Origin of the sequence: Leisingera sp. NJS201, assembly GCF_004535885.1 — a bacterium.
Taxonomy (GTDB): domain Bacteria; phylum Pseudomonadota; class Alphaproteobacteria; order Rhodobacterales; family Rhodobacteraceae; genus Leisingera.
Map to the genome: position 1 here is coordinate 3,123,927 of NZ_CP038234.1, position 11,554 is coordinate 3,135,480.

Annotated in this window: 11 protein-coding genes; 3 read left to right on the forward strand and 8 right to left on the reverse strand. The window is 62.6% G+C overall.

What is annotated here, in order from left to right; genetic code table 11:
• Positions 1 to 42: 42 nt before the first annotated feature.
• The 7 genes from ETW23_RS15215 to ETW23_RS15245 form a co-directional block, all read right to left on the reverse strand.
• The gene (locus tag ETW23_RS15215; RefSeq protein WP_134830488.1) at positions 43 to 549 is read right to left on the reverse strand and encodes a DUF2165 domain-containing protein; all 507 of its coding nucleotides are present in this window, start codon (positions 547 to 549) and stop codon (positions 43 to 45) included.
• Between the two features lie 61 nt (positions 550 to 610).
• On the reverse strand, positions 611 to 2,275 hold the full coding sequence (locus ETW23_RS15220; RefSeq protein WP_134830489.1) for an ABC transporter substrate-binding protein: 1,665 nt from the start codon (positions 2,273 to 2,275) through the stop codon (positions 611 to 613).
• A 92-nt stretch (positions 2,276 to 2,367) separates the two neighbouring features.
• Entirely contained in the window at positions 2,368 to 3,252 is an 885-nt protein-coding gene (locus ETW23_RS15225) for a TauD/TfdA family dioxygenase (RefSeq protein WP_134830490.1), read from the reverse strand.
• An 11-nt stretch (positions 3,253 to 3,263) separates the two neighbouring features.
• On the reverse strand, positions 3,264 to 4,673 hold the full coding sequence (locus ETW23_RS15230) for an FAD-binding oxidoreductase (RefSeq protein ID WP_134830491.1): 1,410 nt from the start codon (positions 4,671 to 4,673) through the stop codon (positions 3,264 to 3,266).
• Positions 4,670 to 5,911 carry an amidohydrolase family protein gene (locus tag ETW23_RS15235; RefSeq protein ID WP_134830492.1) on the reverse strand — a complete coding sequence of 414 codons (1,242 nt, stop codon included), beginning with the start codon at positions 5,909 to 5,911 and terminating at the stop codon, positions 4,670 to 4,672. The genes ETW23_RS15230 and ETW23_RS15235 overlap by 4 nt, the downstream gene beginning before the upstream one ends.
• Entirely contained in the window at positions 5,908 to 6,699 is a 792-nt protein-coding gene (locus ETW23_RS15240; protein WP_134830493.1) for a creatininase family protein, read from the reverse strand. The genes ETW23_RS15235 and ETW23_RS15240 overlap by 4 nt, the downstream gene beginning before the upstream one ends.
• Entirely contained in the window at positions 6,696 to 7,391 is a 696-nt protein-coding gene (locus tag ETW23_RS15245) for a glutamine amidotransferase (protein WP_134830494.1), read from the reverse strand. Before ETW23_RS15245 ends, ETW23_RS15240 begins: the two co-directional genes overlap by 4 nt.
• Before the next feature lie 128 nt (positions 7,392 to 7,519).
• On the opposite strand from ETW23_RS15245, the gene ETW23_RS15250 reads away from it, so the two are divergent.
• Positions 7,520 to 7,906 carry a RidA family protein gene (locus ETW23_RS15250; protein WP_134830495.1) on the forward strand — a complete coding sequence of 129 codons (387 nt, stop codon included), beginning with the start codon at positions 7,520 to 7,522 and terminating at the stop codon, positions 7,904 to 7,906.
• An 80-nt stretch (positions 7,907 to 7,986) separates the two neighbouring features.
• On the opposite strand, the gene ETW23_RS15255 is transcribed toward ETW23_RS15250, so the two are convergent.
• Complete coding sequence (locus ETW23_RS15255) at positions 7,987 to 9,600, reverse strand: sigma 54-interacting transcriptional regulator (protein ID WP_134830496.1); 1,614 nt, start codon at positions 9,598 to 9,600, stop codon at positions 7,987 to 7,989.
• A gap of 286 nt (positions 9,601 to 9,886) precedes the next feature.
• Here ETW23_RS15255 and ETW23_RS15260 point away from each other — a divergent pair, with 286 nt between their 5' ends.
• Both ETW23_RS15260 and ETW23_RS15265 read left to right on the forward strand, forming a co-directional pair.
• Complete coding sequence (locus ETW23_RS15260) at positions 9,887 to 11,254, forward strand: FAD-dependent oxidoreductase (RefSeq protein ID WP_167738128.1); 1,368 nt, start codon at positions 9,887 to 9,889, stop codon at positions 11,252 to 11,254.
• Entirely contained in the window at positions 11,200 to 11,544 is a 345-nt protein-coding gene (locus ETW23_RS15265) for a hypothetical protein (RefSeq protein WP_167738129.1), read from the forward strand. Before ETW23_RS15260 ends, ETW23_RS15265 begins: the two co-directional genes overlap by 55 nt.
• Positions 11,545 to 11,554 lie beyond the last annotated feature (10 nt).

Here is an 11,554-nt window from a genome sequence, read left to right on the forward strand (position 1 = left end):
CCGCCCGGCAGGAACAACCGCTCTTCACTTCAACCGCCTGCTTTAGAGAACAACAACGGCGCCGCCGACCAGCAGCACGGCATTGAGCATGCCCCACAGCGTCATCTGGAAATGCGTGTTCTGACCGCCTTCGTGCCCGAACCAGTAGCAAAACCAGTTTCCGACGATCAGAAACCCGCACCAAGTCGCGGTAAACATCAAGGTTCCAGCCAGCCCAAGGGCAATGGCCGTGTCCTGGGCCATCTGTCCGGCGGCGGACATGGCAAGCGCGGCTGACCCGGCCCAGAGCGCGGCGGTGGCCGCGAGTTCCCACGAGACAATGAGCCGGAACAGGATCCGGCGCACCTTGGCGCTGGTAATCCGGCGATGGCCGACAAAGCGGTAGGCCTCCGGGTACTCCTCCCGCATGCGGGTCATGTCCATGACCTCGGCGGTGTAGGTTTCATTCAGAAAGGGATGTAGAAGGTTTTCCAGCGCGCCGATTGTCAGCCAAGCGGCCATAAAGGCAACGCTGACGGCCTGCGCGGCCAATACGGTGGTTTCCAGCAATGCTCTGCTCTCCGCTACTGTCTGCCCGCCGAATCCGGCCGGCGGGCAGAGTGTTCAAAGGTCAGGCTTCCCAGTACATGTACTGCGGGTAAAGCTCGTTGGAGATGTGGACCGCGGCCCCCTTAAGATTGCTCTTGGAGTGGTTGTAGAGCGACCGCCAGTAGGGCTGAATGATGACGCCTTCATCCACCATGATCTGTTCGAGCTTAGCCATGATCCTGCTGCGAGCCGCCGGGTCGGCGGTTGCCAGAGCCTGTTCGACCAGAGCGTCGAACTCGGCATTGGCAAATCCAGACTCGTTCCAGCCTTGGCCGCTCCGGTAGGCCAGCGCAAGTGTCTGGATACCCAGCGGGCGGTGGTTCCAGTTGGTGACCGAAAACGGGTATTTCGCCCAATCGTTCCAGAATGTCGCAGTAGGATAAACCTTTCGTCTGACTTTGATGCCTGCATCGCGCAGCTGCGCGGCGATAGCATCGCCCGTTGCCTTCCAGAACGCGGAATCGAGCGAGATCAGTTCATGCTCGAAGCCCGCCATGCCAGCCTCTTCCAGCAGTTTCATGGCACCTTCCGGGACACGCACCGGCGCGCCGATATCTGCATAGTCGGGATGCACCGGTGACACATGGTGGTTCTCTGCCGCACGGCCTTGGCCGCCATAGGCGATTTCCAGCACCACCGCGTTGTCCACCGCCATTGCCAGCGCCCGGCGCACCCGCGCATCGGCATAAATGGCCGTGCCATCCACCTCGGTAGTCTGGTTGCAGCGGGCCAGAACCGTGGCCGCAGTGGTGACTTCATGCTTGGTCCAGCCGTCCAGCGAGTCGAAGGACGCGATGTAATCACCTTCGGTGTCGAAGTTGACGTCGTATTCATCGGCGTCGGCACCGGCAAAGAACGCAGCCGGGTCGGCGCCCAGGTCGAGAAATTCGACCCGGTCCATGTAGGCGCCGTTGCCGGCGTTCCACCAGGTGTGGTCCGGGTTGCGCACCAGTGCGGCACTGTCGCCGGTACTGTAGAATTCCGGCAGATAAGGGCCGGTGCCGATCGGATTGTCCAGCATCGTGACCTCGTCGAACGAAGAATGCACGATGGCGGCCGGGTAGTCGGCAAAGCCGGCGATCAGCGAAATATCCGGTTGCGGCAGTTTCAGCCGCACGGTGTGGCTGCCTGTCACTTCGACCGCATTTGGCAGCAGTTTTTTTGTTTCCGGGTCGATGATCACCTGCAGCTTGCCGGCCATGGCATTGCCCTCGACGGTGCCGTCGCAGAAGCGGGCGATGTTGGCCGCAACATCTTCGGCAGTGAAGGGGTCGCCGTTGTTCCAGGTCACACCCTCGCGCACATGAAGCACGTATTCGGTGGCATCATCGCTGATCTCCCAGCTCTCCAGCAGCACCGGGGTGAACGTACCGTCCGAATTATACTGCACCAAGTATTCCAGCCAGCCGCGGGTAAAAGTTGCTAGGGAGTTGAAGTCGAACTTGCGCGGGTCGCGCATTGCCACGAGTTGCTGCTGAATGCGGGCGGTGCCGCCCATTTGCGCGTTGACCGCGGCCTGTACGGGCGCAGTCAGGCCCATCATCGCATAGGCGGTTGCGGCAGTTGCACCAAAGGAGCATGCCGTTGCCAGGAATTCCCGGCGGCTGACAGGATCAGCTCCGAGGCAGCGGGCCTGCTGGGTGAGTGAATCCGGCAGCGGTTTTCCTGTGCTAGTTAAATAGGTCATTGTTTCCCTCTCTGTTGTGCCGTGAGGCTGGCCGATAGCGCTCTGCGGCGCAGTTTTGCGCTGGCCGGGAAAGCGCCCGCCCAGCGCGAGATTTAGGCAGGCATGCGGATGCTGCCGATCCCGTCGTCCTCTGTCACCGACGCGCAGATGCTGGACAGGGTGCGTGGCTGTTCGTAGGGCCAGGGCGTGCCGCGGTGCAGCACCGCGCGCTGATCCCAAATCAGCACATCGCCTACAGCCCACTGATGAGAATAGGTAAATTCCGGCTGCGTGCAGAACGCCATCAGTTCATCCAGAAGCGCCTGGCTTTCGGTCTCGCCATAGCCGTCGACCTTGAAGGCATGGCTGGCGATATAGAGCGCCTCTCGCCCATTGACCGGGTTCGGCCAGACCGCGTTCCAATGCTGGTCGGGCCATTTGTTGAACATCGGCAATTCAGCCAGCTCAGGAGAAATCTTTCGCCGGGAATGGCTATAGCGGTGCCAGATGCCGCGGCCGCGGATCTTTGCCTTCAGCGCCTCCGGCATCGCCGCCCAGGCTGCCCGGGTGCTGGCCAGTTCCGTTGCGCCGCCTTCGGTGGTGACAACCCGGCCGATCAGAATGTTGGTCAATGCCGGTGTGGGCAGAAAGGTGCTGTCCGAATGCCACAAAAAGTTGGACTTGAGGTTCAGCGTGTGCAGATCCATTTCGCCCGACGTGGAACCGTCCTTTTGCACGTTGGAGACCTCGGGCACCTCAAATTTCTCGCCTGGTTTCCGCTCATCCGCCTTGCGGTCCTCGATCGGGCCAAAGAGCTGCGCTAGCGCCATATGCTCTGCGTTGCTTATGTCCTGCGCCCGGAACAGCAGCGCTGAATGCTCTTCGAACAGCGCGCGCAGCTTGGCGAAATTTTGCCCCGCGCTGACGTCGGAAAGGTTCATTCCGCTCACTTCGACACCAAAGTTCGGCGTCAGCAGTTTTGTCTGAATGGTCGTCATCTCGGGTCTCCTCAGCCCTTTGCCTTTGCTTCGATTTCCTCAGCGGAGAGGTGTTTCACCTTCTCCCAGGCCCGTGACTTGCCAGGGTTCAGCAGTCCCTTGGGGTCCATGCGCTTTTTCCACGCGAGGTGCCGGTAGTCGGCGTTCTTCAATCCACCGCCCTCGACGAAATAGGTATGCGCGTCTGCTACGCTGTGTCCGTGCTGCTCGTAGATACTGTTGATCTCGCGCAACCGCACCTCGTCCGAGAACCAGATGATCGGCAGATCAAAGGCGGCGATCCTGCCGTCCAGCCGGGCAAACTCATGGTGCTGCCAGACGTCATCACCCAAAGCCGCGCCCGCGGCGGCAACCGCATCCGCGTCCGACGGTTCCGGCACCCCGATCTGCTGATACGTGGCCGAGCGGTCCGCCTTCAGCACCTGCAGGGTCGTATGGTTATACGCGAACTCAAAAACATGCGGCAGCTTTGCCGCCTGCCGCTCGGCATCACTCATCGCCAGATCCAGATGGCCGCCCTGCGCCGCAATGAGCGCGCGGAAGGCATCCATATCCTCCGCCGGGACAAGCGAGACCAGCAGGTGCCTGCCCTCCCGCAGGTGTCCTTTGAGGCGCGGGAAGTAGTCAACGATCCGCACCTCGACTGTGCTGGCCAGCTTGCAGCCGATGTCCGGCGCAGCCGCCAGCGCATAGCCCGCGGCATAGCAGTCTCGGTAGCTGTCGAAGGTGGCCATGCAGCCGATCCAGTTGCGGTGCGGAACCGTGCGCAGGGTGACTTCGGTGATTACGCCGTTCAGCCCCCAGGCGTGGTGGATCTGCAGCGCCGCTTCGGCGTCAAAAACATGCTCCTGCGGCTCTGCTTCCAGCGACAGCGCCTTTAGCTGGATGATATTGCCCTTTTCCCGCAGGGCGCCGTTGGCGATCGACCCGATCCCGGCCGATCCGCCGGCCACGAAGCCGCCGATAGTGGCAATGTCCTGGGTCGAAGGGAACATCGCCATTTCCCAGCCCTGCTCAATCAGAGCAGCGTTCACATCGGCCATCAGCGCCCCGGCTTCGGCCCGCACATAGCCCTCGCCGATCTCGAGGATGCGGTTCATCTTCGTGGTCTCGATGATCAGCCCGCCCTTCAGCGGCACCGCCTGACCGTAATTGCCGGTGCCGCCGCCGCGCAAGGTGACCGGAACATCCGCCTCAAAGGCGCGCTGCAGGCAGTGGCGCATTTCATCCGGGGTCTTGGGCACCGCAACCAGATCGCCAAAGCACTTCTTCAGCTGTGCATTCAGAACCGGGCTGTACCAAAAAAAGTCGCGCGAGCGTTTCTTCACAAGCACCGGCTCGTCAATCACCTCCACCGGCGACAGGCTGTCGGCAAATGCGGCCCAATCGGTGCGTGGGTGTTCCAGCGGCATCTCTGTCATTGTTGTTCTCCTTGCAAGGCCTCGGCCAGAGGTTGCGGGGCAGCACGGCTGCCCAGAATGTCCGTGACCGAGAGAGCGTCGAACAGCTGCAGATCCCCGATTGCAGCCCCGTCGACGGTTACGGGCGCAAGGCCAAGCGCCTTGCGGGCGCCGGTGGTGATCATCGGCAGATGGCTGCCAAAAGGCGGGTCCAGATGCGCGGCCAGTGCCGCCAGCGAGAGGGTCGCCAGCGGATCGTGGCTGCCCAACGGGCAAAATGCGTCACGCACGTTGTCGGTGCCCAGCACCACATTGACCCCGGCGGCCTGCAATTCATGGATTCGAGTCAACCCGCGGCGGTCCGGGGTGCCTGCGCTGCGCCCTTGCAGGTACAGGTTGGTGGCGGGCAGTGCTGCCACCGAAATCCCCGCACGGGCCAGCTTCTCCGCGATACGCTGCACGTCTTCATCGGTGTGATTCATCAGGCTGCAGGCATGACCGCACAGAACCGGGCCCTGGAAACCGGTTTTCAGCGCCGCATCGGCGATCATCTCCAATCCGTCGAGACCGGGCGCAAGGCCCTCGTCGACGTGAAAATCCAGCGCAAGCCCGGCTTCCTCCGCGGCGCGGAAGGTGTTGAGAATTCCGGCCTGCCGCTCAGGCTGGCCCAGCACAAAGGCGCCCAGAACGCCGCCGCTTTGAGCCACTCGGCGGGCGCAAGCACGGGCATAGCTGATGTCGGCCATCATGTCGGCACCGGTCAGCGCCGCCCGTTGCAGGATCACCCCTGCCGGGGCCTCTTCCTTCAGTTCCCGCAGGATGTCCCAGGCTAATGGTGCAGCCGCCGGGTCCGGGCTGATACCCCAATCGACGTGCGTGCGAACAGTGGCACAGCCTGCCGACAGCAGCTCCTGCAGTCCGCGACCCGCCCGCCGGTGGATGTCTTCGGCTGTCCATATCCTGCGGTCCTGCGCCTGTGCGGCGATTGCATCACCCAGCCCGCCGCCGATCCCCTGCATCCGGTCAATGGTGTGGCATTTGTCGAGATGCACATGCGGCTCGGTGAATTTGGGCAGCACCAACCGCTCTGGCGGAACCGTGGCCGGTTCAAGTCCAGCCGCCCGTCCGTCCCGCAGCACAAGGTCCCCCGCCAGGCAATCGCCGTACAACTGCCCGCCGAACCGGTCTGCCGCAGCGATCAGTGCAGCCGGGATAAGCACACCGGGCAGGCGCGCATCTGCAGGAAGGGTATCCCTCATGAGCCGTTCCTGTGATCAAAGCGGGCAAACTCCGCAAGAAACAGCGCGAAGTTGCGTCCGGCAGAGGCCAGCATCGCCTCCCCCTTTGCCACGGTGGCCGCGGAGGCATCGCCGCACACCCCCTCGGGGTTCAGATCGCCGGCAATCCAGCCCGGCGCAGCCGGCTGGCCGGTTAGTCCGATAAAACGGAAATTCCCGGCCCAGTCCTCCATTGCGGTGCGGAAATTCTTTGCCTTGCCCATGTCCACTAGATCGGGCCGGACGGCCAGCATCGCCGAAGTCTCACTGTCGCCCGCGTGCAGGTCCACCGCATAAGCGCCGGGTTCGAAAAGACCCTCCGATTCAGCAAAGCCCGACCATGAGCAAACGGCCACGATCAGATCGTGGCTGATGCGCAATTCACGCGCTGCCACCTGCAGCAGCGCGGTATTGCCGCCATGCCCGTTGAACAACACCAGCCTGGCCACCCCTGCACGAGCCACCGAGGCACCGATGTCACGCAGCACCGCCAGCAGCGTCTCCGGTGACAGGCTCAGCGACCCGGCAAAGCGGTTGTGCTCGTTGCTCTTGGTGATAGTCAGCGCGGGCAGCACCAGAACCGATTGCTCAGGGCTGAGATCCGCCAGCATCAGCCTAACCGCCGCCTGCGTCAGGTCCGTATCGACCGACAGCGGCAGATGCGGTCCATGCTGCTCGGTCGCGCCCAGCGGCAGCACCGCCACGCAATCCGTCGGCAAAGCCTGGAAATCCGGCGCCTTCAGCTCAGCCCAATGTCCCTGAACGCTCATGCCGCCTGCCCCAGAAAACTGTCAAGAAACTCGTTGAACCAGCGCGCCTGCTCCGCATCATGAGCCGCCATAAGCCGGTTCTGGGATTGCACGTCCTGAACCCCGGGCCGCCCGTAAACATGCGCCTTGCTGTCCTGCCAGCGGCGGAAGCCGGCCGGTGTCACTTCGGCGTGGAACTGGAAGCCATAGACGTTTTCTCCATAGCGGAAGGCCTGGTTCGGGTATTCTGAATTTCCGGCAAGCCGAACCGCCCCCTCGGGCAGGTCAAATGTGTGGTAGTGCGCCTGGGTAACAACCAGCGGTGCCTCCAGGAACTCTCCGGCCTCCTCAGCGGGTTCAACCGGGTAATAGCCGAACTCGAAGAATTCCCGCTCCGGCGCCCCCGCCCAAGCGCCAAGATGATAGGCGATCTGCTGGCACCCCTGGCAGATTCCGAGCAGCGGGATGCCTTTCTCCAGGCACTGCGCGATCCAGCGGTCTTCCTCCAGCAGGAACGGGTATTTTTCCCTCTCAAAGACGTCGAACAGACCGCCGTAGATCACCGATGCCGCGACCTCGCCCACATCATCCAGGCGGTCGCCCGCAAAAGGTTTCCGGGTCACGGCCTCATAGCCGTTCGCCGCCAGCCAGGTAACCACACGGTCGTCGGCCGGCTCATCGCCATGGCGCACCAAAAGGACACGCGGTGCCATATTCCCCCTCCTTCAGAGAATTGGTTTTGCGTGGCCCTGATGTTGATCTGTGCCAGAGAGTGTCTTTAGGCTTGCAAACTCTTTTCCCTCTTGCAAGCCTTTTAAGCGATAGGAAAAAAGGACATGAAATGAAAGCCTTAAACCCAACCACTATTCGGCCGCCTTTCGCCGCCTATGCGCATGGCACTGAGATTCCGGCGGGAAAACGGGTCATTGTGACCTCGGGGCAGCTTGGCATTCGGGCAGATGATTCGATCCCCGAAAGCAGCTATGATCAGGCCCTCGTCTGCTTCGAAAACATCACGGAAATCCTGCGCGAGGGGGATATGAGGCCCGGTGATACCGCCCATATCTCCGCCTATGTCACCAGCCGCGAACACATGGCCGGCTACATGTGCGCGCGGGATGAATTCCTGGCCGGAACCGGGCGGATCCCCAGCTCAACCCTGCTGATCGTTTCCGGGTTCACACGCGAAGAGTTCAAGGTCGAAGTAGAGGTCATCGCCGCGAAGTAGGCAGGTTTGCCCGCGGCCTAGGAGCATGATGTGGACCGAAGCCCGCTCTGCTGAAAGGCCGCGCCCGGCGCCAGGCGGGGTCATTCTGACAATTTTGTCCCGGCTGCCTCCGAGTCCTTCCTCCAGGCAAGCTTCCGCTTGATCGTGGAAACGCTGATACCGGTCGCATCGGCGGCCTTTTGAATACTGCCCGCGCGGGCTACCTGATCGTGCAGCAGATCAGCCTCAAAGGCCCGGACCCTGTCGCGCACTTCTTCGGCTGGCACCCGGCCTGACATCCCCCCCTGCGGGATTACCGGATTTGTCGCTCCGGCAAAGGCGGCTTCAACCATTGCAGCTGATACGCGTGCCTCCTCCCCGGTGACAACCATCCGCTCGACCATGGTCCGCAGCTCCCGCACGTTGCCCGGCCAGGTCCAGCGCGCCAAACGGTTAATTGCCGCGCGGTCAAAGTATTTTTCCGCACCGTGCAGCATGTTGAAAGCTTCTAGGAAATGCTGCGCAAGCCCGGCAATGTCCGCGACGCGGTCTTGCAAAGGCGGAATGCATATCTCAGCAACTGCAAGGCGGTAGTACAGATCTTCACGGAATCTGCCCGCGTTAACCATCGCGCTCAAATCGCCGCGGCTGGTTGCGATCAGCCGCAGGTCCCTGCCTTCGCGGCCAGGGCGTGATTTTCCTGTACGCAGCCAAGAGGACAGCCTTTCCTGAACCCGCGGCGGCATCAGGTCGACCCGCTCCAAGATCATGGTGCCGCCAACTGCCCGCGCCAGCAGACCCTCGTCACGGCCAGCCTCGGCTGCCTCCTTGCCGAACAGTTCCTCCATAACCGCGGCTTCCGGTAAGCCGCCAAATCCGAAGCGCAGCAGCCGCTTGCGGCTGCGCTTGCTGTAACGGAAGATCAAATCCGCGAGCTTACGTTTGCCAACACCCGACGGGCCGCTGATAAGCACCGCCGCATCTGTGCGCGCCACCCGCATCGCAAGACGGACGGTCTCCTGCATGTCCTCGCTGGCCCAGAACAACTCACCATCCTGCGCCGCGTTCTCGCGGATTTCCCGCAACTCGCTTTCGTAGTTTCGGATCTCCTGTTCAGCCGCCGTCAGCTTACCCTGCATTTCAATCAGCTCAGTCGTGTCGCGCGAATTGATGATGACCCGCCGCACCGTGCCGTCCGGCGCCATCAGCGGGATGCCGGTGGCCAGTACCTTGCGCCCGGACTTCGTTGTTTGCAGTGCGGTCTGGCGCTTTTTGGTGGTGATAATCTTCCAGGTGATCAGCGGATCGAGATACCCCTCGCGTTCCAGTTTGCTGGCGTCGCGCCCCAGGAAGTTGCGCGCGCTCAGGCCGTAACAGCGCTCGAAACCGGCGTTCATCCATAGGGTGCGTCCCGCCCCGTCCGCGACGTAGATGCCATCAAAGCAGTTTTCAAAGATTTCGACGAAATCGTCGAAATTATCCTGCAGCGCCTTCAGCCCTTCGTCGGTGGCCGAGACGAACCAGCTGGGCAGGAAATAATGCTCCACCGCAGTGTCGCGCCGAACGCTGGCTACGCAAAACACCGAGGCGTTGATGGTGATCCAGGCCGGCGCCTGCTCCGCCCCGTCGCGGCGGCGCAGATCCTCCAGCTCCGGATAGCGGTCGGCGAGTTCAGACAGCGTCGTCAGCCCGCCGTCAAACAGGCTGCGCAGCATCCGGTTTGCATAGGTGATCCGCTCCCCTGCAGCCTGAGCACCCCAAAGGGCAACATGTCCAGAATATCCGATTCGCGTTTCATGCCAGTGCCTCCCGAGCCCGACTTGGTGTCATTTTTGATATCATATAGGTTCAATTTTGACACCAATCACTTGCGCCAGTCAGACGAAAGCTCCGCAAGCCACTAATAAATAAAGGATAATATTTCTGCCTCCTGCCCTGGTTCAGCAGCGGCCCCGCCGCCCCGCAGCCGTAGCCTTGAAGCTGAGACATCAGGAGGAACAAGTGACTAATATCATCGAAACCGACGTTCTCGTCATAGGAGAAGGCAGCGCAGGCCAGGTCGCGGCCCTGGCAGCAAGCGAAGCGGGCGCCGATGTTGTCCTGCTGTTCAACGGGCAGGCTTCTTCGACCGCGATCTCCACCGGCTTCCTGACCTATTCCGCGCATGACGGCTTCCCGAAGGAGGAGGTCTTTGATGCCATGTCCGACGTGACCGGCAAGGGGCTGTGCGACACCGCCCTGCTGCGTCGGCTGGTGGATGAGGCGCCCGCCGAAATGGGCGCGATCATCGAAAAATACAGCATCCCCGTCGACCGCGCCCCGCGCGGCTACCGGGTGCGGCGGTCCACCGGAATGCGCGGCAAAGACATCCTGGACGAAACCTACGGCAGCGACGGTGCGGAGGACATGACCGGGCTGATGATGGAGTTCTCCTCCACCCACGGCACGGCGCTGTTCTCGCAACTGCGCAAGGCGGTCAAATCCAGCAGCGTGCGCCGGATCAAGGGCAGCGCCTTGTCGCTGCACCGCGAAGGACCCAGCGTCTGGGCCGATCTGGACGGCTCTCCAGTGAAAATCGCCGCCCGGGCAGTGATCCTGGCCACCGGCGGGATGCAGGGCGTCTATGAGTTCACCGACACCCCGCAGAACCTCTTGGGCGACGGCCAATCGATGGCGCTGGAAGCGGGTGCCGAGCTGGTCGACATGGAGTTCATCCAGTTCTACCCGCTGGCGGTGAACGAAGAAGGCGCGCCCGCGATCTTCCTCTACCCGGACTACCCTTCCACCGCCAAGCTGGTCAATTCCGACGGCGAGGACCTGATCCTGAAACACATGGGCCCCGGCCAGTCGGCGCTGGCCGCGCTGCACAACTGGGACTTCCTCAGTTTCATCATCCAGTCGGAGATCATCGAGGGGCGCGAGGTCTTCATCGACTTCCGCGAAACCCAGGACGCCGAATGGGCGCCGGACTCGCTGACCGCGACCTTCCTGTCCAAACACGTGCCGGATTACCGCGAGCGCCCGGTCCGGATCTCGCCCTCGTCGCACTACACCATCGGCGGCGTACGGGTGGACACCGACGGTCAAACTTCGATCCCAGGCGTCTATGCGGTGGGCGAGGTGGCCGGCGGTTTGCACGGCGCCAACCGCCACGGCGGCACCGCGCTGGTCGAGGCGATGACCTATGGCGCTATCTCCGGCCGCCACGCGGCCACCAATCTGCAGCCGCGTTCCAACATGGCGCGTTCCACCGACAATCCGCCCCAACCCGGCGCGCGGGCAACGGCGCCCTCCCCGCGGACCTGCTGGCACAGGTGCGCCAGCTCACCCAGAAGGGCCTTGGCCCAGCCCGCTCCGACGAGCTGCTGACGGAAACGCTGGCGCAGATCCGCACCCTGCAGGGCGAAATTGCCGGACTGGGCTGGGACGATCTCGACGGCTTTACCGAGGTCCAACGCCTAGCCCGGGTCGCCCGTCTGGCCGAGGCCATGTGCCTGGCGATGCGGAGGCGGCAGGAATCCCGCGGCACCCACATGCGCAGCGACTTCCCGGAGGAGACCGGCGAATGGCAGCGCAAACAAGCCGTGCGCCTGAACGGCGCGGGGCTGGAAATCCATGACATCGCGCTGGGGGATCAACCCCTGGCCGCAACACTTTAAGGGAGGAAAA

Excerpts from the sequence above, each read along its gene's own strand:
- ETW23_RS15220 (WP_134830489.1), bottom strand. The coding sequence starts at position 2,275 with ATGACCTATTTAACTAGCACAGGAAAACCGCTGCCGGATTCACTCACC.
- ETW23_RS15225 (WP_134830490.1), bottom strand. The coding sequence starts at position 3,252 with ATGACGACCATTCAGACAAAACTGCTGACGCCGAACTTTGGTGTCGAA.
- ETW23_RS15230 (WP_134830491.1), bottom strand. The coding sequence starts at position 4,673 with ATGACAGAGATGCCGCTGGAACACCCACGCACCGATTGGGCCGCATTT.
- ETW23_RS15235 (WP_134830492.1), bottom strand. The coding sequence starts at position 5,911 with ATGAGGGATACCCTTCCTGCAGATGCGCGCCTGCCCGGTGTGCTTATC.
- ETW23_RS15240 (WP_134830493.1), bottom strand. The coding sequence starts at position 6,699 with ATGAGCGTTCAGGGACATTGGGCTGAGCTGAAGGCGCCGGATTTCCAG.
- ETW23_RS15245 (WP_134830494.1), bottom strand. The coding sequence starts at position 7,391 with ATGGCACCGCGTGTCCTTTTGGTGCGCCATGGCGATGAGCCGGCCGAC.
- ETW23_RS15250 (WP_134830495.1), top strand. The coding sequence starts at position 7,520 with ATGAAAGCCTTAAACCCAACCACTATTCGGCCGCCTTTCGCCGCCTAT.
- ETW23_RS15255 (WP_134830496.1), bottom strand. The coding sequence starts at position 9,600 with ATGCTGCGCAGCCTGTTTGACGGCGGGCTGACGACGCTGTCTGAACTC.